Origin of the sequence: Methanohalobium sp., assembly GCF_018609725.1 — an archaeon.
In the GTDB taxonomy this organism is placed as follows: Archaea; Halobacteriota; Methanosarcinia; order Methanosarcinales; family Methanosarcinaceae; genus Methanohalobium.
In genome coordinates, this window is record NZ_JAHENT010000084.1 from 1 (window position 1) to 26,785 (window position 26,785).

General features: G+C 37.6%; 28 protein-coding genes. 14 read left to right on the forward strand and 14 right to left on the reverse strand.

Annotated features, from left to right (window positions below; translation table 11 throughout):
- The 6 genes from QZ276_RS05170 to QZ276_RS05195 all read left to right on the forward strand — a co-directional run.
- On the forward strand, positions 1–965 hold a 965-nt coding region (locus QZ276_RS05170; protein WP_292485909.1), incomplete at its 5' end, for a phosphomethylpyrimidine synthase ThiC.
- Complete coding sequence (cofE, locus tag QZ276_RS05175; RefSeq protein ID WP_292485911.1) at positions 955–1,755, forward strand: coenzyme F420-0:L-glutamate ligase; 801 nt, start codon at positions 955–957, stop codon at positions 1,753–1,755. The genes QZ276_RS05170 and cofE, both read left to right, overlap by 11 nt.
- Positions 1,756–1,859: 104 nt before the next feature.
- Positions 1,860–2,138, forward strand: coding sequence for a thioredoxin (gene trxA, locus QZ276_RS05180; protein ID WP_269634935.1), 279 nt, complete (start codon positions 1,860–1,862; stop codon positions 2,136–2,138).
- A 92-nt stretch (positions 2,139–2,230) separates the two neighbouring features.
- On the forward strand, positions 2,231–3,259 hold the full coding sequence (locus QZ276_RS05185; RefSeq protein ID WP_292485915.1) for an MBL fold metallo-hydrolase: 1,029 nt from the start codon (positions 2,231–2,233) through the stop codon (positions 3,257–3,259).
- A gap of 116 nt (positions 3,260–3,375) precedes the next feature.
- The gene (locus QZ276_RS05190; protein ID WP_292485916.1) at positions 3,376–3,768 is read left to right on the forward strand and encodes a hypothetical protein; all 393 of its coding nucleotides are present in this window, start codon (positions 3,376–3,378) and stop codon (positions 3,766–3,768) included.
- A 73-nt stretch (positions 3,769–3,841) separates the two neighbouring features.
- On the forward strand, positions 3,842–5,620 hold the full coding sequence (locus tag QZ276_RS05195; RefSeq protein WP_292485918.1) for a ribosome biogenesis/translation initiation ATPase RLI: 1,779 nt from the start codon (positions 3,842–3,844) through the stop codon (positions 5,618–5,620).
- A 3-nt stretch (positions 5,621–5,623) separates the two neighbouring features.
- On the opposite strand, the gene QZ276_RS05200 is transcribed toward QZ276_RS05195, so the two are convergent.
- The 4 genes from QZ276_RS05200 to QZ276_RS05215 all read right to left on the reverse strand — a co-directional run bounded on the left by QZ276_RS05200 (position 5,624) and on the right by QZ276_RS05215 (position 9,603).
- On the reverse strand, positions 5,624–5,881 hold the full coding sequence (locus tag QZ276_RS05200; protein WP_292485920.1) for a DUF5683 domain-containing protein: 258 nt from the start codon (positions 5,879–5,881) through the stop codon (positions 5,624–5,626).
- Between the two features lie 88 nt (positions 5,882–5,969).
- Entirely contained in the window at positions 5,970–7,364 is a 1,395-nt protein-coding gene (locus QZ276_RS05205; RefSeq protein ID WP_292485922.1) for an MATE family efflux transporter, read from the reverse strand.
- 196 nt (positions 7,365–7,560) lie between these two features.
- Complete coding sequence (locus QZ276_RS05210; RefSeq protein ID WP_292485924.1) at positions 7,561–7,863, reverse strand: hypothetical protein; 303 nt, start codon at positions 7,861–7,863, stop codon at positions 7,561–7,563.
- A 15-nt stretch (positions 7,864–7,878) separates the two neighbouring features.
- Positions 7,879–9,603: a BatD family protein gene (locus QZ276_RS05215; protein WP_292485925.1), complete on the reverse strand. Its 1,725-nt coding sequence runs from the start codon at positions 9,601–9,603 to the stop codon at positions 7,879–7,881.
- 164 nt (positions 9,604–9,767) lie between these two features.
- Here QZ276_RS05215 and QZ276_RS05220 point away from each other — a divergent pair, with 164 nt between their 5' ends.
- Positions 9,768–10,583 (forward strand): mechanosensitive ion channel family protein, encoded by an 816-nt coding sequence (locus QZ276_RS05220; RefSeq protein ID WP_292485927.1) that lies wholly within the window; start codon positions 9,768–9,770, stop codon positions 10,581–10,583.
- Between the two features lie 34 nt (positions 10,584–10,617).
- On the opposite strand, the gene QZ276_RS05225 is transcribed toward QZ276_RS05220, so the two are convergent.
- Both QZ276_RS05225 and QZ276_RS05230 read right to left on the reverse strand, forming a co-directional pair.
- Entirely contained in the window at positions 10,618–11,754 is a 1,137-nt protein-coding gene (locus QZ276_RS05225; RefSeq protein ID WP_292485928.1) for an isocitrate/isopropylmalate dehydrogenase family protein, read from the reverse strand.
- Positions 11,755–11,807: 53 nt separating this feature from the next.
- Positions 11,808–12,290, reverse strand: coding sequence for a 3-isopropylmalate dehydratase small subunit (locus tag QZ276_RS05230; protein WP_292485929.1), 483 nt, complete (start codon positions 12,288–12,290; stop codon positions 11,808–11,810).
- 221 nt (positions 12,291–12,511) lie between these two features.
- On the opposite strand from QZ276_RS05230, the gene QZ276_RS05235 reads away from it, so the two are divergent.
- Positions 12,512–13,708 (forward strand): MFS transporter, encoded by a 1,197-nt coding sequence (locus QZ276_RS05235; protein ID WP_292485931.1) that lies wholly within the window; start codon positions 12,512–12,514, stop codon positions 13,706–13,708.
- On the opposite strand, the gene QZ276_RS05240 is transcribed toward QZ276_RS05235, so the two are convergent.
- Together QZ276_RS05240 and QZ276_RS05245 are read right to left on the reverse strand one after the other, a co-directional pair.
- Positions 13,705–15,123 (reverse strand): NAD(P)/FAD-dependent oxidoreductase, encoded by a 1,419-nt coding sequence (locus tag QZ276_RS05240; RefSeq protein ID WP_292486027.1) that lies wholly within the window; start codon positions 15,121–15,123, stop codon positions 13,705–13,707. The two genes, QZ276_RS05235 and QZ276_RS05240, sit on opposite strands and share 4 nt — an antisense overlap.
- A gap of 52 nt (positions 15,124–15,175) precedes the next feature.
- Complete coding sequence (locus QZ276_RS05245; RefSeq protein WP_292485933.1) at positions 15,176–16,243, reverse strand: formate--phosphoribosylaminoimidazolecarboxamide ligase; 1,068 nt, start codon at positions 16,241–16,243, stop codon at positions 15,176–15,178.
- Positions 16,244–16,407: 164 nt separating this feature from the next.
- Between QZ276_RS05245 and truA the strand changes: the two genes are divergently transcribed.
- The gene (gene truA / locus QZ276_RS05250) at positions 16,408–17,241 is read left to right on the forward strand and encodes a tRNA pseudouridine(38-40) synthase TruA (protein ID WP_292485935.1); all 834 of its coding nucleotides are present in this window, start codon (positions 16,408–16,410) and stop codon (positions 17,239–17,241) included.
- Between the two features lie 199 nt (positions 17,242–17,440).
- On the opposite strand, the gene QZ276_RS05255 is transcribed toward truA, so the two are convergent.
- Both QZ276_RS05255 and QZ276_RS05260 read right to left on the reverse strand, forming a co-directional pair.
- Positions 17,441–18,490: a TRM11 family methyltransferase gene (locus tag QZ276_RS05255; protein WP_292485937.1), complete on the reverse strand. Its 1,050-nt coding sequence runs from the start codon at positions 18,488–18,490 to the stop codon at positions 17,441–17,443.
- 30 nt (positions 18,491–18,520) lie between these two features.
- Positions 18,521–18,808 carry a YunC family protein gene (locus tag QZ276_RS05260; RefSeq protein WP_292485939.1) on the reverse strand — a complete coding sequence of 96 codons (288 nt, stop codon included), beginning with the start codon at positions 18,806–18,808 and terminating at the stop codon, positions 18,521–18,523.
- A gap of 172 nt (positions 18,809–18,980) precedes the next feature.
- Here QZ276_RS05260 and QZ276_RS05265 point away from each other — a divergent pair, with 172 nt between their 5' ends.
- Positions 18,981–19,694 (forward strand): hypothetical protein, encoded by a 714-nt coding sequence (locus QZ276_RS05265; RefSeq protein WP_292485940.1) that lies wholly within the window; start codon positions 18,981–18,983, stop codon positions 19,692–19,694.
- A gap of 14 nt (positions 19,695–19,708) precedes the next feature.
- On the opposite strand, the gene QZ276_RS05270 is transcribed toward QZ276_RS05265, so the two are convergent.
- Together QZ276_RS05270 and QZ276_RS05275 are read right to left on the reverse strand one after the other, a co-directional pair.
- Positions 19,709–19,885, reverse strand: coding sequence for a preprotein translocase subunit Sec61beta (locus tag QZ276_RS05270; RefSeq protein WP_292485941.1), 177 nt, complete (start codon positions 19,883–19,885; stop codon positions 19,709–19,711).
- Positions 19,886–20,006: 121 nt separating this feature from the next.
- Complete coding sequence (locus QZ276_RS05275; protein ID WP_292485943.1) at positions 20,007–21,026, reverse strand: S-methyl-5-thioribose-1-phosphate isomerase; 1,020 nt, start codon at positions 21,024–21,026, stop codon at positions 20,007–20,009.
- Positions 21,027–21,170: 144 nt separating this feature from the next.
- On the opposite strand from QZ276_RS05275, the gene QZ276_RS05280 reads away from it, so the two are divergent.
- A complete protein-coding gene (locus tag QZ276_RS05280; RefSeq protein ID WP_292485944.1) occupies positions 21,171–21,923 on the forward strand; it encodes an rRNA adenine N-6-methyltransferase family protein in 753 nt (250 codons plus the stop codon).
- Between the two features lie 10 nt (positions 21,924–21,933).
- Here QZ276_RS05280 and radB read toward each other — a convergent pair whose 3' ends face one another.
- Complete coding sequence (radB, locus tag QZ276_RS05285) at positions 21,934–22,602, reverse strand: DNA repair and recombination protein RadB (RefSeq protein ID WP_292486030.1); 669 nt, start codon at positions 22,600–22,602, stop codon at positions 21,934–21,936.
- Between the two features lie 354 nt (positions 22,603–22,956).
- On the opposite strand from radB, the gene QZ276_RS05290 reads away from it, so the two are divergent.
- Genes QZ276_RS05290 through QZ276_RS05300 form a run of 3 tightly spaced genes read left to right on the forward strand, consistent with a single transcriptional unit; the run spans position 22,957 to position 26,332 of the window.
- On the forward strand, positions 22,957–23,208 hold the full coding sequence (locus tag QZ276_RS05290; RefSeq protein WP_292485945.1) for a glutaredoxin family protein: 252 nt from the start codon (positions 22,957–22,959) through the stop codon (positions 23,206–23,208).
- 22 nt (positions 23,209–23,230) lie between these two features.
- Complete coding sequence (gene nrdD / locus QZ276_RS05295) at positions 23,231–25,561, forward strand: anaerobic ribonucleoside-triphosphate reductase (protein ID WP_292485946.1); 2,331 nt, start codon at positions 23,231–23,233, stop codon at positions 25,559–25,561.
- A 15-nt stretch (positions 25,562–25,576) separates the two neighbouring features.
- Complete coding sequence (locus tag QZ276_RS05300; protein ID WP_292484174.1) at positions 25,577–26,332, forward strand: anaerobic ribonucleoside-triphosphate reductase activating protein; 756 nt, start codon at positions 25,577–25,579, stop codon at positions 26,330–26,332.
- On the opposite strand, the gene QZ276_RS05305 is transcribed toward QZ276_RS05300, so the two are convergent.
- Positions 26,329–26,760 (reverse strand): hypothetical protein, encoded by a 432-nt coding sequence (locus tag QZ276_RS05305; RefSeq protein ID WP_292484176.1) that lies wholly within the window; start codon positions 26,758–26,760, stop codon positions 26,329–26,331. The genes QZ276_RS05300 and QZ276_RS05305 overlap by 4 nt on opposite strands.
- Between the last annotated feature and the right edge of the window lie 25 nt (positions 26,761–26,785).

Genomic DNA, 26,785 nt, shown 5'->3' on the forward strand with positions numbered 1-26,785 from the left:
GTGGAGATATCTCAGATATACGTAGTAGAGTATTTGAAAACACCACCCTCCCTATTACAACTGTTCCTATTTATCAGTCTATAGTGGAACACGGAATGAAAAATGTAACATATGAGGATATATTCTCTACACTTGAAAGACATGTGGATGAAGGAGTAAGTTCTGTTGTTCTGCACTGTGTAGATAATAATACACTTGGTAAACTAAAGGGTTCAGAAAGAGTTATGGGTATGGTATCAAAAGGTGGATCATTTACCAGTGTATTTATGCTGACCAATGAATGTAAAAACCCATTCATTCAAAATTTTGATGCTGTCCTTGAAATCCTGAGGAAAAATGATGTGGTGCTTTCACTCGGTAATACCATGAGAAGCGGATGTATCCATGACCTTTATGATGATGCACAAATGTCGGAAATAGAAACCAATATCCGTCTTGCAAACAGGGCAAATGAAAAAGGTGTACAGGTGATTGTGGAAGGTACCGGTGGACATGTTCAGGCAAATGATATTCCTGATACAGTTAGATACTACAAATCCCTGTCTGAATACCCTCTTTTTGTGGCAGGACCCCTGCCTATAGATGTAGCCCTTGGATACGACCATATAGCAGGTTCTGTAGGTGCCAGTATGGCAAGTGGAGCAGGAGCTGATTATCTCTGCTACATAACGCCGTCTGAACATCTTTCACTGCCCACACCGGAACAGGTCAGAGAAGGACTGGTTGCGTTTAAAATCGCTGGTCATATAGGGGATACAATAAAATACGGTATAAGTGACAGAGATTTTATGCTGTCTATGAAACGGAGAAAGTTTGACTGGGACGGTCAAATAGAAATGGCGATTGATCCGGATAAACCTAAAGAAATGTGTCCAATGGAAGGTCCATGTACAATGTGTGGGGAATATTGTGCTATAAAAATTATGCAAAACTATCTCTCTGGAGATAATAGATATGGACATTAATTGCCCTAACATGCAGATGTTTGGAATAAAAACACCGATTATAAAATCCGGAGACGATATCTTAAAAGCTGTTGGAGCTGGGTTTGAAAATGCAAGGATTATCCCACAGGATAATGATATACTTATTTTGGCAGAATCAGCGGTTGCAACTGCTGAACATCGAATGATAAAACTTAGTGATGTCAAATCCAGTGAAATGGCTAAAGAATACGCTCAAAAATATGAGATAGACCCCAGAGAAATGGAACTTATTCTTCAGGAATGTGATGAAATAATTGGTGGTGTACCTGGTGCTGTACTTACCATTACAAGGGGAAATCTATCACCAAACGCGGGAATTGATAGTTCTAATGCACCTGATGGTTATGTAATACTTTTGCCGGAAAACGCACAAAAAAGTGCAGAATCAATCCGAGAGGGCATAAATAAACAATTTTTCTGCAACTTGGGGGTTATCATAGGAGATAGCAGAACCCAGCCGATGAGGCTTGGATGTGTAGGAATTGCACTTGGTACATCTGGTATTGTGCCTGTAGAAGATGCTCGAGGATGTCGGGATTTATACGGCAAGTCTTTAAACATTACACATAAAGCAACAGCAGATAACCTCGTATCTGCTGCCCAGATTATTATGGGTGAGGCGGGAGAATGTACTCCAGCTATCCTTGTAAGAGGTGCACCTGTAGACATTGTAAACGAATCGGTAGAAATGCACCTTTTTTCAAGAAACGAATGCATGTATTACAGCAATATAAGTAAAAACAACAAGTCTCTGTCCAAATGTCAATAACTTATTTATATGAAGAGAACACTGGTTTTGTATAACAATTGCAATACCAAAATGTTATTGTAAAGTTAAAATACCGTTTTGAATTTTAATATAAACATAAAAAGGTGAACAAAATGGGTAAACCAATATTATTAGATTTCAGTGCCACATGGTGTGGACCGTGTAAAATGCAAAAACCAATTATTGATGATCTTAAAGAAAAATATGGAGATCAGGTAGACATCAAAGAAGTAGATGTTGATGAAAATGGTGAAATGGCAAGGAACTACAATGTTATGGCAGTACCTACCATTGTAATCGAAAAAGATGGTGAAGAAGTCAAACGATTCACAGGATTAAAACAGGCAGATGTCCTGAGTGCAGAACTGGATAAACTTCTATAACCTTTCCTTTTGTTACTTTTTTGATATTAAATTGCATCCTTTCTAATCAGAATATGTATATATCTTAATATTATTCACCTGATTTGAGAGGGATGAAAATATCAGAACAATTAATAGGTCTTGGAATTTTTGCTTACCGGCAAAAAAACGCAAGAGGCACATTTAAACCACACCTTTCCATAAGTTTCAGGTCCAAAAAGGGCAGATTACATACTTTTTCTATTGATACAACCCGAATACCTGAAAAATATACACAGCCTGATGCATATCTTATAACACATGCACATGGAGACCATCACGGCAAGTCTGCAATGCTTTCAAACCGTTCATTGTGTTCTGATAAGACAGCACTTGCACTGGAATCCAGATATGGTAAGAAATTCAATGGTAAATCGGTTGAAATAGGCGAAACAATAGATGTCGGTGACGTATCCATCTATACCTATCCCACCGAACATACGGTAGGGTCAACTGCATTTTACTGGGAAAATGATGTAGGTACACGTATATTGGTAACAGGTGATGTGAAAGATGCATCCTGTCTACCAGATTGTGATGTTTTGATAACAGAGGCAAATTATGGGGACCCTGCGGATTTAAAATGCCACTTTAATGATGATCTGGATGGTTTTAAGGATATTTTTGAAAGCTGTAACCGTGTAGCCTTCGGTGCCTATGCTTTTGGAAAAGCCCAGAGAACCGTAGAAATTCTCAGGAAAGTGGGATATAACGGAGCTATAGAAATGGAGGACAATACTCTGAACCTGACACAACTTTTACTTGATAATCCGGGTGAACTTTCAGGTATCGGAGAGTCCGACAACAATGAGGTGTGTGTAGTTCCTCCTCACTATTTGGATGACCTGCCTGAAGATATATCAAAGTACAATGTAACCGGAAGAATAAACAAAAATCAGGTGTATCCGTCAATCCAGATAAGCGACCACCTTGATGCGTTTGGACTTGTTGATATGGTGAAATCAATAAATCCTGAAATTACTATTGTATATCATCCAAAGGGACATAGACCATCAAAATTTGCAGATTATTTGAATTCTATAGGTATTGATTCTATATCCATTGATAACATCAACAATGTTTTGAGCAATGAATTTATTTAACTGGTAGATATTTATCTGGGACAATAAATGTTTATATAGCTTCCAATAATTCATGGTATTCTACTTACAAAACCGTTTATCTATTCATATTAACTCATTCAGGAGACCGGAACAATTTGAGTGAATCAACCCCCCAAAAACAGGGAAAAGGAAAAAAAGAAGAATCAGAGGAACAGGAAAGTACCAGTAAGGTGAAGGGTCCTGAAGCATTTGAAAAAACACCGGAACAAAGAAGAAAAGACCGGGTAGAAGGAATTATTAAAACTGCAGTTGCGTCAATACTTGGTATTATAGCAGGAGTTGTTGCTGAGTATATTTTAGGAACTGGTGCAGGTACCACATGGTATGCAATAATAGTCATAATAGCGATTGTTACCTATTATATGCAGCGTGTTATCTACCCCCAGATAAACATCAGCACAAAAGAGTTTGGACTTAAAGATTGGTTTTATGTGGAGTTTCTCGTAATAGATTTTGCACTGGTTACTTGGGTATTGATGCTGAATTAAATATACAGGTTAATTTAAAAACTTCCTTTTTACAAATAGATAAATTCAGGTTTTTAACAGGAATTGGTTGGTTATGAGGATAGCAGTATTAAACTATGATAGATGTCAGCCCAGAAAGTGCAGTAAAGAATGCCATAAATACTGTCCCAGAGTAAGGACAGGTGATGAAACAATCTATTTTGGTGAAAAAGGAAAACCTATAATTTCTGAGGAACTGTGTGTAGGCTGTGGTATATGTGTCGATAAATGTCCCTACAAGGCTATAATGATTATCGGCTTACCGGAAGCACTTAAAGAACCTCCGACACACAGATATGGAACAAATGGTTTTGTGCTTTATGGACTTCCAACACCACAGGCAGGAAGAGTTACAGGTATTCTTGGTCCAAACGGTATAGGTAAAAGTACTGTAGTCAATATTCTATCCGGTACACTTGTTCCAAATCTTGGTGAATACGAAGAGGAATCCAGCTGGTACAGGGTTATTGAGAGATATTCAGGTACACAGATTCAGGACTATTTTAAAAAACTGTTAAACGGTAAAGTAAAGGTCTCTCAAAAACCACAATACATTGATAAAATACCCAAAGCGTTTAACGGAAAAACCCGTGAACTTCTTGAAAAAGCAGATGACCGTGGAGTGCTGGATCAACTGATTGAAAGACTTGACCTGGATGAGATAATAGATCGTAATATAAATGAGTTGAGTGGGGGTGAACTCCAGAGGGTTGCAATTGCGGCTTGTATGGTTAAGGATGCAGAATTCTATTTCTTTGATGAAATAAGCCCCTACCTTGACATCTATCAGCGTATAAATGCTGCACAACTTATACAGGAACTTGCTCAGGAAAAAGCTGTTCTTGTTGTAGAACACGACCTCGCTATCCTTGATATGCTTGCAGATGTAGTTCATGTTGCCTATGGTGTTCCCGGAGCATATGGTGTAATCACCTATCCCAAAGGTGTGCGTATAGCCATTAATCAGTATCTTAAAGGTTATCTTCCCGAAGAAAATATTCGTATTCGTCCAGAACCAATCGAGTTTGAGGTTCATCCTCCGAGGGCTGAAGCAGAAGTTGAAACACTGGTTGAATACGGAAAATTCTCTAAACAATACAAGGATGGTTTTTCGTTAACATCTGATGGCGGTTCATTAAAACAGGGTGAAGTGCTTGGTGTAGTTGGACCCAATGGTATTGGGAAATCGACTTTTGTAAAGGTACTTGCGGGAGAAATAGAACCTGATGATGGTGAACTCGATTTTGACATCAATATTTCTTTTAAACCCCAGTATGTTAAAGGTGATATCAATCTCAGGGTACAGGATTTTTTGAGAAGTATAACCAGCAGATTTGATACCAGTTATTATCAGGGAGAAATTGCAAGACCACTACAGATTGAAGAGTTATATGATAAGATGCTTCCCAATTTAAGTGGGGGAGAACTGCAAAGAGTTGCAATCGCTGCCTGTCTTAGCCGTGACGCGGATATGTATATCCTTGATGAGCCAAGTGCACATCTGGATGTAGAACAGCGTTCACTGACAACAAAAGCTATCAAGCGTTTTGCTGAAAATAATAAAAAGACCGCTATGGTGGTTGACCATGACATTTATATGATTGATATGCTGAGTGAGCGGTTGATTGTCTTTGAAGGTAAACCAGCGATATATGGTGTAGCAAAAAGACCATCCAGTATGCAGGAAGGTATGAATAAATTCCTTTCCAACCTTGATATAACTTTCAGAAGGGATGATGATACATCGCGTCCCAGAGTGAACAAGCCGAATTCCCGATTGGACAGGGAACAAAAAGCAGCAGGAGAATATTATTATTACGATTTTGATGAATGAAACTTAACCGGTCTGGATTTCTCCACTGTTCATTTTAACTGCATCGGTGTATGCATCGTACATATTGTATATCCAGAATATGGGATAAAGTACAAATCCAACAGCAGCAAACATTGTAACTATTAATATTATAGCAATTACAAAAAACATCTGACCTTTTTTGACCTGCTGGTTATATATTTGACCAAGTCCTGGAAATATCAATGAAAGCCCTAATGCAGCCAGAGGGTTTTTTAATCTCTCTTCATTTGTATTATCCATAATTAACCTCCACTTCCCATCAAATATTTATGTAGTTTTTAGTATAAGTACTTTTTCAATCTTTTTATAAAAAATAACGTAAATAATTTTATCTGGCACTTTGTGGGATTTCGTATTCATATCCGGTTTCAGGAATATACCCTTTTAGAACCTTAAATTCTCTATTCATCATAAAAATACTAAGCAGGAAGGATAAAAACCCGGCAATTGGGAAAGCTATCCATACTCCTTTTAAATCGAAGAATCCAGGTAGTATAATAACCAGAGGTATCAGGAAAAGAATCTGGCGCGATACAGACAGAACAAATGAAGGTTTTGCTTTACCAATAGCCTGATATAAAGTAGCTCCTATAAATTCAAAACTTGCAAGCGGCACAACCAGTACCATAATTCTTATTGCGGATTTTCCAGAGTTTATAAGATTTGGGTCATTACTAAAAACACCAAAAAGTTGTTCGGGGAATGCATAAAATATTGCAAAACCGATGGATGCCATTACAGTAGTTACAATAATCGATAACCTTACAGATTCCATCACTCTCTCAAAGTTTCTGGCACCGTAATTGAATCCTACAATAGGTTGTAATCCCTGAACAATTCCTATCATTGGCATGAATATGAACATGAACAGTCGGTTTATAATTCCAAAAACAGCGATTGAAATGTCTCCTCCATATATTGCAAGAACATTGTTTAGTACCACCACCATCAAACTGCTGGATGATTGTCTGGCAAACGGTGACAACCCTATGGTAATGTTTTCTTTTATGATATCATATTGTGGTATCAAATTTTTAAGATGAAGTTTCAGTACGCTTTTTCCGCTGAACAGATAATATACAAGGAATAATGAACCGATAATCTGTGAAATTATAGTAGCAGAGGCTGCTCCTTTAACACCCCATCCAAACCCAAATATAAAGACGGGGTCAAGGATAATGTTTGTCACTCCTGCGATGACCATCGTAAACATTGCCATGTTGGCGTTGCCTTCTGCACGCACGACATTGTTTGTAGCCATTGCAAAAATAAAGAATATACATCCGTAGGTGATGATACGAAGATAATCCACAGCATATGGGAGGATTGTATCGGTTGCACCGAAGGCCTTCATTATAGGATTAATATAAAGACTGACTGCAACAGTTATCAGGGCACTGAAAACAAATATAAGGAATATGACATTTCCAAGCGTTTTTTCAGCTCTGTCTATATTGTTCGACCCGAGATTACGGGATATAATCGAGGCACCGCCAATACCAATTATAAGACCCAAACCAGCCATAATCATCTGCACAGGAAATGCAACGGTTAACCCTCCGATGCCCTGGGCACTGGCATCTCCAAGGGCTTTCCCTACAAAAATAGTATCAACTATATTATAGAGAGCCTGAATCACCATGCCTGCAATGGCAGGAGCTGATAATTTTAATAGGAGGTTACTGATTTTTTCATTGTTCAGTAATTCTCTTCTATCATTCAATATAACTCCTCTCTATTAACAGGATTAGTATTCCAGTAAGTATTCAGACGGCTGGTTTAAAAAAATCTGTAATCTTCATCGATATATAAAAATGTATATCGAGGTTACAATATGAACTTTACCGTTTTTGTGGATTAATCTCTAAAGTTTTCATCTTTATAAGGGTTTTGAATGAGGTATATTGTGATATATGAATTTAGGCTTTGTTTCTTGAGAGATACCACGTCAAAAATTCCGTATACATTATAAGTCCTATAAGGGTCGACCATATAATAAGCAGTATATGGAAATTATTTACAGGAACCAGATCATTTGCAAGAACCATATGTTGATGTGATAGGAACCCTATAACTGTTTCCGGTATAAGAAGTACCATAACCACAGGCGCAGAAACAAGTAACAGTATAGCCATCATGGATGATACATTAATAAGTAAAAGGAGAACAAGTAACGAAAATATTCCGAATATAAGTATTGATGTGATGGTTATCATTTCCATAAAATCCCTCTTTTATTATCCCTTTCGTTTTATATTTATATAGGCTGATATTGGAGCTAATGAGAGTAATGCAAGAATCGCCATAAAGGCTGTAACCATGAATTTGGTTGCATCAATTCTTGTTAGTATAGGTTCTTCAGGTTTATGTTCTGTGACTACACCTTTATCCACGTAAAGTATTGCGGAATTGGAAATAGCCTTTGTCTGGTTGTTATTTATATCAACTTCCAGTTCAGGTAAAACATATCTTCCGGATTCATTGGTTGTTAATGTGTATGTTATTTCTTTATCTGCTTTTGGACCTAATTTACCATTCCATTGTAAATCTCCAGAAACCAGGTTTAGCTCTTCAGGGATGCTATCTGTGAAACTGATATTTGCTATCCGATTGCCGGTATTTTCAATGTTTATTTTCACTTCTACATTGTTACTAACGTTTATAGAATCAGAACTTAATGATTTGTCTACTTGTATCCATGAACTGTGTACATCAATTTCCTTTTCACTGGATTCAGTAGTATATTTACTACCTTCATCAACCCATTCAAGTACTGCAGGTTTTAATGTATATCTTCCGGGTTTTGTTGGTTTGACTTGATAGGTTACTTTTTTCGTTGAATCAGAATTAACTACCAGTGAATTTTCCAGTGAATCGTTCCCAATGATTGTAAATGAATCAGGGATTTCATCGGTAACATCTACCAGTTTTTTGGAATTGCCCATGTTGTGTATTATTAAACTAACCTGGACAGTATCATTTTCTTTTTCCCTGTACAGTGTGACATCTTCTTTGCTAATTTCTTTTTCTATTTTCATGTATGAGTTAATCTGGGTGCTAACCGTTTTTGAATCTGTATAGGTGTTACCGCGATAATCACGCCCTGAAACTACAAAACTGGTAACCATATTTTCCCCGGTAGGATCATTTGGGGGGTTGATTCTAACAGGGAATATTTTACTCTTGTTTTGGTCTATTACATTGCGCATCATTACAGGTTGGCCAATTTTTCCGGTGTTTGATGAACTTTCAAGTTTAACTTCCTGTACAGGAGTGCTGCCTGTATTTTCTACAAGGGCTTTGTATTCAATGGTTTCATTCGGGTTATAGCTGTCTTTATTGTTTAAAATGTCAATAGAAAAGTCTGGATTTCCGGGTCTATATGTTTCAAGATATACAACACCCTTTTCAGGGTATAGACTTGCAACTCTTACCATAAACTCATTGTAATATTTTCTGGATTCGGCTTCTTTGTAATTATCTGTGAATATATTTTTCTTATAAGGGTTGGAAACTTCAAGCACAACTTCCTTTTTCTTAAATTCCTTTACTTGTACAGTATAGTTTCCGTTTTTCAGTTCATATCCTTTATGGAATCCCTTTCTTTCGGTATCTTTAACCCATGCCTTTTTATAAACATGTCTGTAAAGCTCAACAGAAACGTTATTCGTGTTTATATCATGAATCTTTATTTTCAGGTCATCTTCATATGTATTTTCGCTGTTGGCTTTTGTATCAAAAAATAACTTCTCTTTATATACATTGTTCTGGTAAATAAGGACATTCGCGGAAGGTGGGTTTGTTCCAGGGTTTATTTCATGAATTTTGATAGTGTAGGGCCCGACTTTTGCACGTTCATCTTTTGAAAGTTTATATTCTCCTCCATATTCCCATATGAGCTCATCCTGAAAAGAGTAGGCAGATATAGCCGGAACTAACTGGAAAATTAAAAAGACGAACATTAGCAGGATAATTATTCTGGAGGATCTTATCATTAAATTTCTTTACGTAGTCATATTTTTTAAATCTTATTATTTTATATTTATTTTAACATAAAATATTTTATTCAATCTGGCTGAGGTTAATTTTTTATACTTCATTACCCTAAAATATTTTAAGGGTTTTTATGGGGAATGGTTTATTATCTCAAAATATACCATACACAGAATTGTTTGTATCAGATATGGTTTTTGCAATTGCAGTTTTGTTGGCAGGTTTTATATTTGCTCGGATTTTGATATCACTGTTTAATAAAGGGTTAAAAAAGACTCAATTACCGGATCTTGTAATTGAATTCTTATCCAGATTTTTGTCTATACTATTATATGTGCTTGTAATTCTTGCGTTTGCAGGTGCGCTTGGTTTTGCGGTGGGATCGGTATTTCTGGGTCTTTCAGCAGTTATTGGTTTGATTCTTGGATTTGGTATGCAGGATACCCTGACAAACTTAACGGCAGGGATATGGATAGCGACCTTACGACCCATTGATAAAGACGATTATGTAACTATAAATGGAATGTTTGGAAAGGTGGAAGCAGTAGGTATGATGGCGACTGAAATTCTTACTCCTGATAATCAGTTTATTACAATTCCCAATCAACTTGTATGGGGAAGTGCAGTAATTAATGATACCCGCATGCCAATAAGAAGAGCAAGAGTGGATGTAGGAGTAAGTTATGACACTGATCTTGATAAAGCAATTCAGGTGGCTTTTGATGTTATGAAAAACAACTCAATGGTACTTGATGACCCTGCACCTGCTGTAATAACATCAGAACTTGGTGATTCTTCGGTTAATCTCCAACTGCGAGCATGGGCAAACAACGAGGATGTCTGGACTGTTAAATGGGACCTGACCAGTGAAATATTCAAAGCTTATAGAAAAGAAGGAATTGAAATTCCATATCCACAGATGGACGTTCATCTGGATAAAGAAGGGTAATAATAAGTTAAATGCACCTTAAATGGTGCATTTTTCATAATTCTTCTCTTATAATTCTTGCAATGTTGTCTCCAACTTCAGATGTCTTGGAACTTCCACCCATATCATAGGTTTTGATTTTGTTCTCGGCAATGCTTTTTTCGATTGCTGACAAAATATCATTTGAAGCTTCAGTTTCACCAAGTTGGTCAACAAGCATTGACCCTGCCCATATGGTTGCAATAGGGTTGACCTTGTCTTGTCCCTTATATTTGGGAGCAGACCCATGTATTGGTTCAAACATACTGGTGCCTTCAGGGTTGATATTGCCTCCGGGAGCAAGTCCAAGACCACCCTGAATCATTGCACCAAGGTCGGTAATAATGTCGCCAAACATATTCGGAGTTACAACAACATCGTACCATTCAGGGTTTTTGGCAAACCACATTGTAATGGCATCCACATAATTGAAATCGGTATCAATTTCAGGATAGTTTTCTGAAATATCGTTAAACTGCTCTCTCCAGAAACCATAGATATCAGACAACACATTTGCCTTGTCCACAGATGCGACATGCTTATCTTTGTTTCTCTTCATGGCAAGGTCAAATGCATATTTAATAACCCTGCGAGTCCCCTCTTTTGAAATCATGCCTATCTGGTAGGCGATTTCTTCACTATCGGTGTCAATATCCAGACCGAACCTTGTGCTGTACATAGACCTTGTTACTTCGAGTTCTTCTTCACTGATTCCTTTCTTAGCCCTTCCGCCGATTCCGATGTAGAAGTCTTCTGTATTTTCTCTGACAACTGTAAAATCAATATCTTTGGGATTTTTGTTTTTAAGTGGTGTCCAGACACCATCCAGAAGTTTTACCGGTCGCAAATTTATATACTGGTCAAAGTAAAATCTGGCTTTAAGTAGTATACCCTTTTCAAGTACACCAGGAGCAACTCTTGGATCTCCTATAGAACCCAGATATATTGATTTGTAATTGGAAAGTTCTTTGAGTGTATCTTCTGATAACAGTTCACCAGTTTCTAAATAGTGGTCTGCACCATTTGGAAATTCTATCCAGTCAACATCGAATCCGTGTTTTTCTCCGGCTGCGTCAATGACCTTTTTGCCTTCTGCTATGATTTCGGGACCAACACCGTCTCCCGGTATAACTGGAACTTTGTATTGTGTCATATTTGTCTCCTGTACATTATTTATCATTTTAATGGTCTTTTATCTGTTTTGGATCAATTAACAAGCCTTTTTGTGTATTCTATCAATCCACCAGCATCCACAATTTCACGGACGAAATCCGGAAGTGGAGTTGCCTGATATTTTTCATTCTTTGTTTTGTTTTCTATAACACCAGTGGAAAGTTCGACTTCGATTTCATCCCCCTCTTCAATCATGTCTGTTTCTGAACATTCAAGAAGAGGTACTCCTATATTGATTGCGTTTCTAAAAAATATACGTGCAAAGGATTTGGCAATTACACACCCGATTTTTGTACCTTTAAGAGCAAGAGGTGCGTGCTCTCTTGAGGATCCGCATCCAAAGTTACTACCTGCAACAATGATATCGTTTTCTTTTACATTTTCGGCAAAATCAGGGCGCACTCCTTCAAACGCATGTTTTGCAAGTTCTTCAGGAGTATTAAAAATTAGATACCTCCCGGGAATTATAGCATCGGTATCAATATCATCTCCAAATTTCCAAACTTTTCCTTTCATATCTATCACCGGATAACTAAATTTTACATTTGTTTTTTAGTATGTTTTACACATTTATTAAATACGTTATTGTATAATTATTGTTTTAATAGAATTTAGAAACTAATAATCCTAAATAATAGTTGTTACTGTTTATTTAATAGAGTGATAATTTCCCTGAATTCCTCTATCCTGATATAATTTTGGTTTTTGATAACATAAAATTTTAAAGATTAGATATAATGACTGCATCAATACCCACATTCAGCAGAAAACGGCAGATGTTTTTACTATCAATTGGGACATTTTGTGTATTTCTGGGAATCCTTTCTCTTATACCACTTCTTCCAGATATATCAGAGGATTTGAATATATCAAAATCACATCTTGGCTGGGTTGCAGGAACATTTCTTATTTTTATGGCTCTTTTGCAGGTTCCATTTGGGTTAATATCGGACAGGTTTGGTAGAAAAGTTCTGATATTTTCCGGAATTTTCATTTTTGGAACTGGGGTGGGTATTCTATCACTTGCTTCTAATTTTATTACTTTGCTGTTTGCCAGAGCAGTATCAGGCACTGGGGCGGCAATATTCTTCCAGACCTCTTTTACAATGGTGGGTGATATGTTTAAGTATCAGGAGCGTGGAAGAGCCATGAGTGTACTGGCTGTTGCAACCGGTTTTGGGACAATATCCGGCTATTCAGTAGGTGGGATATTTGGGGGTATATACGGCTGGAGAGAAGTATTCATGGCACTTGCAGGAATAGCGTTTTTTGTTTCATTTTTGTCACTTTTTATGCGTGAAACCCGTGTTGAAATTACAGAAAGAAAAACAACATCCAATGTCCTTCAGTTCTCTTTTGATATGTTCAGGAAAAGAACCATTGTATTTATAACACTTATTGCGATGTTGTGCGATATGGCAGCGATTGGAGCATCCTATGTAGTACCGTTTTTTGCCAAAGATGCAGGTATTACAACAGCAATTACCGGTTTGATATTTATACCACACGCTGCCGTTAGTTCACTGGGAGCATCATTCAGTGGTTGGGTATCAGATATAGTTGGCAGGAAAAAACCACTTGTTATAATAGCAATTCTGGGTGGATGTGCACTGTTTCTGCTCTCACAGATACCGCCTATTTCTTCGATTATAGCTTTTAATTTTGCATTTGTAGGTTTATGTTTTGGTCCTGTAGTTACACTGACCTCCACGTTACTGGTGGATGAAGTGGTAAAAGTGGATTCATCAATTATTGCCACTACAATGGGTACTTTCAATATGGTTCGATGGTTAGGTTCGGCTGCAGGACCGGTAATGGCAGGTATATTTCTGGAATTTTACGGTACAAGAATAGCGTTCATACTTCTTTCAGTGACAGTTTTTGTTTCAGTGTTACTTTCAGTAGGTATAAAAGAAAAAAAAGAATATTATTAATTCATCTCTTCGGTTTTTAATATTCCTCTTGCAGCCATCACCCCAGTAGCAGCAGCGTTGACAATGTCTCTTGATAACCCAGTGCCATCACCTGCTGCATAAAGGTTTTTGATGCTGGATTCCATGTTTTGGTTAATCTGCACCTGCATGGCGTAGAATTTTATTTCTGGGGCATACAACAGTGTTGAATCAGATGCAACACCCGGTATAATCTGGTTGAGTGTTTCAAGACCTTCGATGATGTCCATCACAATTCTGTGGGGCATTGCCATGGAAATATCACCAGGTGTGACATCTTTTAATGTATTGACAACTGGATTACGTGCAAGTCTTCCATCGGTAGACCTTCTACCGCGCCTTAAATCGCCCATTCTCTGGAGTACAGGTTTGCCTCCTCCGATGGTTGTGGCTAATTTGGCTATGGAACGGGCGTATTTTGTAGTGTTTTCTATGGGGTGGGTCAGTTCTATGTGTACAAGGAATGCAAAATTGGTGTTTTCGGAAGTTTTTTTGCGCAGAGAATGTCCGTTAGTGGCGATAAAATCCTCATATTCTTCTTTGACCACAAATCCGTGTTCATTTGTACAAAAAGTACGGACAAAATCGTCATATCTTTGGGTCTGTATGTGGAATTTGGGGTCGCGGTTGATATTTGTAACAGGATCCATTATAATGGCTGGGACTTCTACACGGACGCCTATATCGATACCACCGTATTTTGCAGAAATTGAATGTTTGCTGACGATATTGTTGACCCATTCACCACCAACACGGCCCGGAGCAAGCATTGTGTAATGGGATTTTATGATTTTATCATTGTCAAGTACAATTCCCCTGCACTCATCATTTTCAACTAAAATATCCTGTACTTTGGTATTTAGTAAAAATGAAACACCTTTGTCATCCAGACCCCTTTTGAATCTGGATATTAATTCAGGGGTATTATCAGAACCGATGTGTCGCTGTTTAATTTCAATAAACTGGGCGCCAACGGATGCAGCCCGTCGCTTTAAATCCTCGATTTCCTGCGTTTTGTAGGATGGTACAATTTCAGGGGCACCGTATTTTAAAAACACATCATCCACATAATCTACCAGTTTCCAGGCACTGTCTTGGTCACCTGTCAGTTTGGAAAGGTTTCCTCCGATATCAGGTCTTAAATTAAGCGTTCCATCTGAATATGTTCCTGCTCCTCCAACACCACACATAATGTCACACGGTGCACAGTGTGTGCATTGCTGAACCGAGTCCATAGAGCATTGTCTATTTTCAATGTCCTGACCCATTTCAACTACCAGTACTTTCAGGTTCTGGTCGCTTAATTCATTCGCGGCAAACATTCCGGCTGGACCAGAACCAATTATTATCACATCGTATTCTACATCCGGGTATATTTCTTCCTTGTCCAAATTCATGGGGTTGTACCAGCCATTTAAATCGGTAGCACTTTTTTTGTATAACAAATTTTTAGGATAGTATTTTTTCTAATCTATCCATTGATTTTGCGAGTTTGATTTCCTGGGCTATTCTTCTGCCTGTAGATAAATCAGATTCTATAAAATCAGAATATGGAGAACCTGAAGGGTAGAGATTTGTACCTGCAACTATACGTGCTGATATTTCAAATACTTTAATCTCTAATTTATCGGTAACTACAGTTTCAAGACAGAACGGTCCGATCATACCGCCAAACAGGTTTAATGATTCCTCGACAACTTTTTCTCCAAGAGAAAATACATGCGGCAGAAGTGATTCACGTGCAACAAGTGGTACGTTTCCTGTAACAACATATGTTGGATTGATACCTGCATCTTCGAGTTCCTTGGATGAACCCAGTCTAAAGATTTCATCAGCATTGGATTCGACTCTTCTGTCCATGCTGAGCATTTCAAGAGTTCCTTTGCTTAATTTGTATCCTTCTTCCCTTAATGGAGAATAGAAGAAATGGAAATAGTACCTTGTACCTACTATAAATTCCTGGACAACATAATTTTCTTTAGGGTCTACGTTTTCTTTAAACTCCTCGTAATTCTTGGCGATGAAGAACCCGCGACCGCCTTTAGCACCCTGATATTTTACCATTACCGGTCCATTGATATCTTCGGGATTTATTATTCTGGGCATATGGATGCCAGCTCTTTCAAGCCATTCTCTTTCTTTTGTCCTATTTGATTCCCAGTCAAGAACATCCCGGTTTCCAAATGTAGGAATTTCAAGGTTTGCAAAGTTATCAGCACCTACATACTCCACGAATGAACCGTGGGGAACAAGTATTGCGTTTTTTTCTATGAATTTATCAGTCATATTAGGGATGTCTTTGTAACTATCAACGATGATGAACTCATCAGGTTTTGCTTTCGGGAATGCATCATAATATTTGGGAGGATTTCCTACACAAATACCGATTGTCTTGAACCCTTCTTTACGGGCTCCGTCAAAAATCTGCAGGCTTGAATGTGAGCATACTGTTGCGATAGCCAGATTGTCAAAATCATAGTTTTGCAGGATTTCTGAAATTTGTTCTTCTGTTACCATAATTAAACACCGGTGAATGACATTAAATAGTGCTGTACAGTATTTAAGTTTGTGTAGATGTTGATAATCTATATTATATATTTTTCCAATATCTAATTGTTGTAAATAATGCACACAAATATATTATATAAAAAAAATCTATTAGATTATTATGGAGCCTGCTTATGAAAAAAAGGGTGGCATTAAAACTTGCATATATAGGAACTGAATATCACGGGTCACAAGTACAGCCCGAATTGCCGACTATTGAGGGGGAACTGTTCAAATCTCTTAAAAATCTTGAAATTATAGATAGTCCCAAATCAGCAAATTTTGTAAGTTCTGGAAGAACTGATACAGGAGTTCATTCACTTGGTCAGGTGGTGGCGTTTGATACAAATAACCCAAGGCTTGCAGTACCCAGAGTGATCAATTCACAACTTCCAGAATCCATCTGGGCGTGGGCATGTGCTGTTTTTCCTGATGAGTTTAACCCAAGACATGAGGCATTGAGCCGCAGATACCTGTATATAATGAGTGGTGAAGAATACGATATATCAAGAATTAGAACGGCTTCTAAATATCTAATAGGAACACATGATTTTGCCAATTTCTGTACACCTGTAAAGGGTAAATCTACTGTACGCACAGTACAAAGAATTAATATACGGGTAAAGGCAAACCTCACTTTGATAGATATACAGGCAGACAGTTTCCTGTGGAAAATGGTGCGTAAAATAGTAACAGCACTCATGATGGTCGGCTATGGAACAAGGGATACTAAATGGCTGGAACAAATGCTAAATCCCGAATACTATGAAGAAGGTATAGAACCCGCACCTTCATATGGGCTTATTTTGAAGGATGTGGATTACCTGCAACCCATTGAATGGGATGTGGATGATTATTCAATCCAAAAAGCACGCAACCAGTTACGCCAGCATTTAATCCGCTACAGGGTGATGGCGGAAGTTCTTGAGCATCTTGTACCACAGGAAAAACGTTATCATGAATTATGATTAAAGTGGTTTTTGATAATTATAACCCTTAAAGGTAACACATGTTGTCCAAATAAAGCCTTTTATATTGTTGAAAACCAACATTAAACTTGCCCATTGTAATTACTCCCTCCTGTCCTCTATCTCGCCTAAAAATCTCCTGCCGCCTCTCTCAGGGGGAGTTATCTCCCATTATCTTTTAATTATTATGGGCAATTTTTTATTTTTTATACAGCACGGATACAATTCTTGTAAGACTTCGATGCACTCTCTGGTGATGTTCTTTATGAAGAACAAAACCTGCATCCTTAACAAGTTCTTTTACCGGGTTGCCTGTTACTATGACTGCATATTTTCCTTTTTTCAGGACACGATACATTTCTATGAATGACATGGCATACAAATAGTTCATTGATTCGGCTTTTATCAGTGCTGATTTTCCGTATGGAGGGTCGGTAACAATCGCATCCATTGATTCATCTACAAAGGGCAACCGGCATGCATCACCCATTAACAGCGAATAATCCAGATTCAGGTCATCAAGGTTCATACGTGCTCCTGACATGATTTTATATTGGACTTCCAGACCAATGCAGTTGACATCCACAAGACCCGCTTCCATAAGAATACCAGCAGTCCCACAGAACGGGTCAAACAGTGTTTCTCCTGATTTGACCTTTGACAGATTAACAACAGTTCGAGCCATTCTCGGCATCAGTACACCGGGATAAAAGAATGGTCTTTTATGAGGAACTCTGTATTCAAAACAACTGCGGTCAACTTTTGCCACAACCGAGCCCATTATACATTTATCAGTAAGTATCAGACGGAATTCGATATCTGGATTATTCAGATTCACACGATACGATTTTTCATTGCCTTTCCTGTAGATACATCCTCCAACTTTTTTTTCAAGCTGTTCCCCGTTTATGGATGTATAATGTTTGACCTTATTTACACGTACTGCATATGTCTGTCCGGGTGTGATATGTTTGTTTATGTTGAGGTTTTCAGCGGTTTTTAGAATATCATCAAAATCGGTATCACAGATTCCAGCCACTTTTAGTATTGAATGCGACATTGCCAGACGATTTGAAACAGAATTCAGTTTATTAACAACCTCTTTATTGTTTTCTGAAATATCCACAACAAGGCACTGGTCAAAATGGGCATATTCACTATATTCAAGCTCTTCTACATCAAGGCATGCAAAAATTTCAAAGACAGGCAAGCTTTCATGCTCGCCCGATAAATCAAAAGCGTAAAGCATAAAAATAAAACATTTTTAATTTTTTGATAGTTAAAACATTTTCTCAAGCGCTTCCTTGCCTGTCATTCCTGTATCTATTCCCATCTCTTTTGCAGGCTGTGATGCTTCAATAATTTCAGCGTTTAAGACATCTTCAAAGGAATTGACACCTTTAACCTTTGCAGCAGCATCATCAAGTTTGTTTGCAGCGTTAATATCCAGATATCCACACATCACAAAACCTTTATCGGCTTTTATAACAATGATTGGAGCATTATGCATATTAAAGTTTAAACCAAGACCTGTGCCATTATGTAGGTTTACCTGTTCGACAATCATATTTTTAAAATAATATCCAATTTAGATTAACTTTTTGGATAGAATCAGTTTTCTTCCTTTGATTGTGTTCATATCATTATATTAACCAATGACCAATGAACCAAAAAGTTAGAATACATTGCAACTTAGATATGTTGTATTCTGTTAATTTGTAAAAAGGTTGTAAACAGATATGTATTTCAGACCTTATATAGAAAAAGCCTCAGAATGGCTAAAAAAACAAAATATCGATAATGTAAAGGATTTGTCCAGATTAACATTAGCCTGTGATTTATGGGGTATTGAAAACCACTATGCTGCAAAACTTATATATAAAAAACGTAACAGTTCATGGAATAATTCTGTAAGAGACACAAGTAGAGCATGTTCATCACTGGCAAACATAGGTATAATTTTCCCGGATACAGAAGAATGGCTTTTAAACCAGAAAACCAATGATTCATGGAACAAAGATGTATATAATACAGCATATGCCTTAATTGCACTTTCTGATATGGATGTATCAGAAAATATAGGATGTAACTGGATTATTGAAAATTATGGTTCCTATTGGGAACATGTAGGAACTACATCACTTGTAATCACTGCACTTGTAAAACAGGAAAAATTATTGTCCTCAAAACATTACCAAAATTTCATCCAAAATCGTGCAGAGTGGATATTATCACAGTCAGATAAGGATGGTGGATGGTCATATATATCAACTAGCAATCTGGCGATACAAGCATTGATGTTTGCGGGTTATATAAATCAACTCAAGCCACATATCCAATGGCTACTGGATAATTTTAATGAGAATGGTTACTGGGGATATAACAATAAAAAGGTTATAGCTACAGCATGGTCTCTAATGACACTGGCAATGTATAATAGTTATAAGTTTTAAAAATTAAAAAGGGCTTATGGCCATAGACCAAAACTGGCGTTTAATGCCAGAATACCCACACCTATAGCTAAACCGAATATTACAATAGGTTTCGGGTCCAGATGGATGGCTCTTTTATCCGCCTCATAATATCTCATAAGACCCGCAGATGACATCATTCCGCCTTCGTTGCTTGATTTCTTTTTTGGCATTGTATCCTCCTTTAACTATAATCGGTGATTGTTATATATAACAATTTATAACCTATTTGTTGATTTAAAACTTTTCGTCAAATGTTTTCTGTTTATACTTAAAAGTGATGTAAGTCCGAGTTTACATTAACACTTCATCCAGTAAAAATGGCGGGTGAAATTCACCATTTTCTGTAATTATAGCACTGATGTTTTCCATAGGTGTAGCATCAAATGCAGGGTTGTAAACATTTACATTTTCAGGGGCTATCTGGATATTTCCAAAATACCGCAGTTCATCAGCGTTTCGTTGCTCTATTTTTACACTTCCTTCCCATCCCTTAAAATCAAAGGTTGATGTAGGAGCGGCAACATAAAATGGGATCTCATGTTCTTTTGCTAACACTGAATGTGTGTAGGTTCCTATTTTGTTAAATACAGCATCTTCGGTAATCCTATCGGCTCCGACAATGACTTTGTCAATAGCTTCATGTCTTATAATATGTCCGGCCATGGAATCCGAGATTAATGTAACAGGTATATTATCCTGCATCAGTTCCCATGTAGTGAGTCTACTACCCTGATTCAATGGTCTGGTTTCACATGCAACTACTTTGATATTTTTTCCAGACTCAATAGCTGACCGGATAACTCCGAGAGCAGTACCCCAGTCAACGCAGGCAAGTTTTCCGGCGTTACAATGGGTTAATACAGTGTCTCCATCTTCCAGCAATTTTGCTCCATGTTCTCCGATTTTTTTATTAATGGCGACATCTTCATCAGCAATCTGTTTTGCTTCTTCTATTGCAATATTTTTCATTCCTTCAAAATCGTAGGCATCAGAGGTGGCTTTAATAACTCTTTCCACGCCCCATGCAAGGTTTACTGCAGTAGGCCGGGTGGATTTAATAGTTTCTGCGACTGAATGCAGGTCTTTTGTCAGGTCATCCATGTTATCGGTTTTACTTAAAACAGCAGCAAGGGCAATTCCATATCCACCGGCTGCACCCAGTGCAGGAGCACCTCTTATACGTAGAGATTTTATAGCTTCACACAATGATTCTATTGTTTTGCATTCTATAACCTTATATTCACTTGGAAGCAGGGTCTGGTCAATTAATTGTATTGTATTGGATTCATCATTCCAGTCAATTGTCCTCATATTTACACCTTAATTGTTAGTAGCTGTGATAAACGAATTATTTAAAAGCAGATAAAACAATAATCCAGTTATCTTTATTTGGATTTTAATATTATAGTCCCCCTTAAAAATCCTTACCATAGTTAATCATTGGGTGAACATAAAATGGAAATAGGTGAGATAGTTTTACTAAAAACTGAATATATGGGAAAGGCACGGGAATATGTAGCAACGGTATCATATGATAGTTTCCATACAGATCTTGGAATTATAGATATGGATATTCTTTTTGATAAAGAGCCGGGTGACACTGTAAACTCGCACATTAATCATGAATTCCACATCAGAAAACTCAGGACACCGGATATTTTCAATCATGCAAAACGTACAGGGGCGCCCATGATGCCAAGGGATATAGGCATCATAATAACAAATACGGGAATCAATAAAAATGATGTAGTACTTGATGTGGGTACAGGCACCGGTATACTTGCCATGTATCTTGGTTCTGTTGCAAAAAGAGTGGTGACCTATGAATCCAATGGGGATTTTTTTAAAGTATCCAGAAAAAACATAAATTCACTGGGTTCAAATAATATAGAACTTCGTCACGGTAACCTTGTTGATGAAATAGAAAATATCAATGAGCAATTTGATGTAATAACACTTGATACTGTGGATGCAGGAAAAATAGTCCCTTATACAGTAAATTTACTACGACCCGGTGGATACCTTGCTGTTTACTCTCCTTTTTTTGAACAGACAAAAGAAATACGTGAAGCAATAGATAATATAAATTTTTTGGAAGTTTCAACTGTTGAATGTATTGAGCGAAATATATCCTTCACAGAACGTGGGACAAGACCGGCAAGTTCAAGGGTTGGTCATACTGGGTTTATAACTATAGCAAGAATTTGATACAATCCAATCATTTTAGGCCATCTGGACCTATCATAAATTCACAGGTTTCACCTTCTGGACGAGAGCGGTGTTTTTGCAAAACTGCTCTTCTTTTATTATTTCCTGTACATTCAAACTGTAGTATATTTTTTGACAGGTGTTCTATCCCGCTTCCTCCAATAGGTTTTACTTCTCCGGTTGATGCATCGGTATATATCTGATTGGTGATAACTACCGATAAACTGTGTTTTCTGGCAAGTCCGTGCAGATATCCTATCTGATTTGATAATTCGCGCCTTTTCTGAATACTTGAATCCTCATTCTCAAGTTCAAATCTATAGAAAGCGGTCGCAGAATCTACGATTATAAGTCCGATGTTTTCCTCACTTATTTTTTCGGTATCTTTTATTGCTGAATACTGCTCTTCAAAGTTGAAGGGTTCATAGATTATGATGTTTTGTGCAATTTCTTTGGAGTTTTCACCTGCAATCTGTTTGAATCTGTCAGGAGACAGAGCTTCAGTATCAACATATATGACCTTTTTACCCTGCTTCACACACTCAACAGAAAGTTGTATGCAGAGGTTAGTTTTTCCACTACCGGGTTCTCCATATACTTGGGATACTATACCGGTTTCAAATCCACCGCCAAGAAGGTTGTCCAATGGTTTGCATCCAGAAGGTAGTCGTACGCTTATTTCTTACACCCCGTTTTTTAAAATTTGTATGTAACTAATCTACAATAACAATAATTGAAATATACATCTTTTGGATATATATGCTCTGACCACAAATTTTAAAATATTTTTTTATGTTATCATATTTGTTATCATATTTGCAACTGATTTGTATCCATTAATATTTTTAGTATTCAAATTTGAAATGGAAAAGCATTATTAAACTGTAATTCGTTCTATTATTTACTACGAATAAATGTCATGAATTCGAGTATAAAACCTATTGACCATATATTTTGAGCATTTCGAAACCACCATTCGGTGCCGCAAAATATCAGTATATAAAAATAAAATTATATTAAAGGGTGTGTATATTTGTCTGAAATTATTATTTACACAACAGAAACCTGCCCTAAATGCGAGCAGTTGAAAAAACTATTAAAGTCCAATAATATAGCTTTCAAAGAAGCGGATATGTCCACTCCCGAAGCCTTGACAGAATTAAGAGTTAATGGAGTATTCGATGTTACTGCTCCAATTCTGCAAATCGGTGATAAATTCCTCACAAATGATGAATTGTTCGATGGGGGAGAAGTAGACAGTAACGCAATAAGTGATATATTATAAAATTAGATGGGAGGATTTTACGATGGAGGCATATAAACTAAAATCAAAAACGGAAAATTCTGAATCATTTTCCCGGGGACAACAACAGGGTGTCCAGCAAACACTTGATGGGGATATTGTTCCAGAAATGCCCAAGGTAAGAACTACCGAGGGGTACATGGTTGATTGGGACAAAAACGTGATTATTAAACAATTGACAAAAGAAACTAAACTGGCTGAGAAATTCTTCAACATCTATCAGGTATCCTATGAAGATGCAAAAGAAATCGCAGACCTTGCTGAAGATAGGATTAGAAGCATGAATATTCAATTTTTATCAGGCCCTCTTATCCGTGAAATCGTGAATACCATACTCATCGAAAAGGGTCATGTTGAATGGAGAAATATTTGTACCAGAGTGGGTACACCAGTTTATGATGCATTTGAAATTGATACCGGTGCAGGTTTTGAAGCTAATGATAACGCAAACCTGCAGGATAACGCTGAAACCTCCCATAAAAAGAAAGCCGATAAAATATCCAAAGAACAGTATACTCTGATGCTTCCACCAAAACTAGCAGACCTCCATCTCAACGGAGACCTTCATATCCATGATCTTGAATACTTCGGAACAAGACCTTTCTGCCAGGACCATGATTTGCGTTATTTCTTCTACTACGGATTGATGCCCGACGGTTCAGGTACCAAAGCAAGCGTTGCAGGTCCTGCCAAAAATGCGGAAGTTGCAGTTTTGCATGCAGTCAAAGCACTTGGGAGTGCCCAAACAAATTTCGCCGGTGGTCAGGGATTCTATAATTTCCTTACTTTCCTTGCACCATACATGGAAAACAAGGGTTACAATGAAATCAAACAGCTCATGCAGATGTTTGTCTATGAAATGACACAGATGATGGTTGCACGTGGTGGACAGCTTGTGTTCTCATCTGTACAATTATCGCCTGGTGTACCGGAACTTTGGGTAGACAAACCTGTCGTATCACACGGAACAGTGCATGACGGAAACTACGCAGAACACCGAACATATGGTGAATTCGAGAGAGAAGTAAGGCTCACTTTCAAAGCGTTGATGGAAGTAATGTTAGATGGTGATTACTGGGGCAAACCCTTCAACTTCCCGAAACCAGAAATTTCGATAGAGCCGCAGTTCATGGAAGAAGATGAAGAATTCAACAAACAACACCCTGAAATCCCGACATATGAGGATTTATACGACCTCTCATTTGAACTGGCAGCCAAGTTTGGTACACCTTATTTTGATAACCAGATACCAGCATACAGAGGCGCAGGCAAAGGTATATCCTGTTACCAGTGCTGTGCATACCAGTTCTCTGCAGATGAAGACAACGATGCGGATTTTGAAGATAAACTGTATTTCAAAGAAGGTAAACACTTCTCTATGGGCGCATGGCAGGTATTGACCCTTAACTGTCCAAGGTCTGCATATAGAGCTGATGGTGATTATGATGCACTCATAAGCGACCTGAAACGTCTGATGAACAGAAGTGTAGAAGTTTTCCTTGCTAAAAAACAATGGATGGATTATATAATAGACAACAACAGAATGCCTTTTGCATCCCAGAGACCCAAAGACCCGATAACAGGTGAAAAAGGTTCAATACTTGTTGATACTGACAGTCTGGTATATACCATCGGTGTTATCGGAATCAATGAAATGGTTCAATATCACACAGGTTGCCAGTTACATGAATCAAAGGAAGCTTTCAGACTGGCTGTTCGTGTAATGACTGAACTTGAGATGTATGCAAAAGATCTCAGTAACAAATACGGTATGCAAATTGCACTTGCAAGGACACCTGCAGAAACCACAGGTCAAAGATTTGCAGTGGCTGACCTCCTCCAGAAAGGCTTTGCGAATAAAGCTGAACAGGTAATTAAAGGTGATGTTGAATCAGCCAAACAGAAACTCAACAAAGACCATGACCTACCAATCTATTACACAAATGGTATACATATACCACCCAGTGCAGACTTGTCTATAATTGACAGAATCAACTACGAACATACGTTCTTTCCGATTGTAGATGGTGGAAACATAATGCACATCTGGATGGGCGAAGCACATCCGGATCCTAAAGGTTTGAAACAGTTTGCACTTAACATCGCGAAAAATACCCAGACTGGATACTTTGCATTTACAAAAGATATGACAGTATGTATGGATGATTTCCATGTTGCAGATGGTCTCAAGGACAACTGTCCAAATTGTGAATCCAGTAATGTAGAATTCCTATCCAGAGTAACAGGGTATATACAGGCTGTAGGTGGCTGGAACGAAGCTAAAAAACAGGAGCTTGAAGACCGTAAACGTTACGCTTCTGTGGATATGGTCTAAATATTAAGTGTTATTATGAAATTAAACCATGGTGGAACTGTACCGATATCTACTATCGATTGGCACGGAAGGGTGTCAATCGTTATATCTTTTAGAGGATGTCCTTTTAGATGCCCATACTGCCACAACCATGAACTTTTGTTCGGTTCTAATCCAGTTGATTTCGGTGAAATCGAATCACAAATCAACAAATCCAAAATTTTTGTGGACAATGTAGTGTTTACAGGTGGGGAACCGTTCATGCAACCCGATGCCTTGAAACATTTAGCGGGTTTTGCTAAATATAATAACCTGCTTGTGGGTATCAACACAAATGGTTTTTATCCGGAACGTATAAAAGAAATTGTTGATGAGGGCAAAGTTGATAAATTCTTTGTTGATTTAAAAGCTCCTCTTGATGATGTGGATTTATACAGAAAAATATCGGGTTATAATAGTCCAGATTATCCAGAACCTGTAAGCAGAGTGGCTGAATCTTTAAAAATATTATATGAAAATGGGGTTGAATTTGAACTTCGAACCACTGTGATTCGTGATTTTATAGGTAACTTCGATGACATAACAAAAATATCTGGATGGATATCCAAATATCTATCTAAAGATGTACCCTATGTTATCCAGAGAGGACTTCCTGGGCATTCAAAGGATTCGGATTTGCATGGTATAAAACCGCTGGAAAGAGAGGAAATCTTGGGACTTTCTGAATATGCCTGTAATTATTTGAATGATGTACGTATAAACACTGATTCAGGATATGAGAATGTTTGTTAATATTTACCGGTAAGTTTTGCTATACTTCTATGTAATCCATGGATGCTGAAAGGGCTTCCCATATACATCATCGGGCATTTATCTGTTATAAATTCTATTTCCGATTTTCTGGATGCTTCATCAAGTTCGAGAGTACCGGTTCTCCAGTGGATCCATACCCTTTTGACACCTTTGTCTTGTAAAGTATTGATAAAATCAGCCGGATTGTATTTTGTCGTGCCTATGACTGCGTTCTCCATGTCATCAGGAATATCTGAAATATTTTTTAATGTATCTGGGTCGGGTTTATCAGACAAATCAACCACACTGATATTTTTGTTTCGGTTGCCAAGTTCTTTTATGGTTAATTTCATTGCTGGTTTGGTTTTATCGGTGATTACTACAAAATTATCATAATTCCAGAATTTTTCCTGTTCAAGTTGAGCCATATAATCCCACTCCCCTGTCTAAATT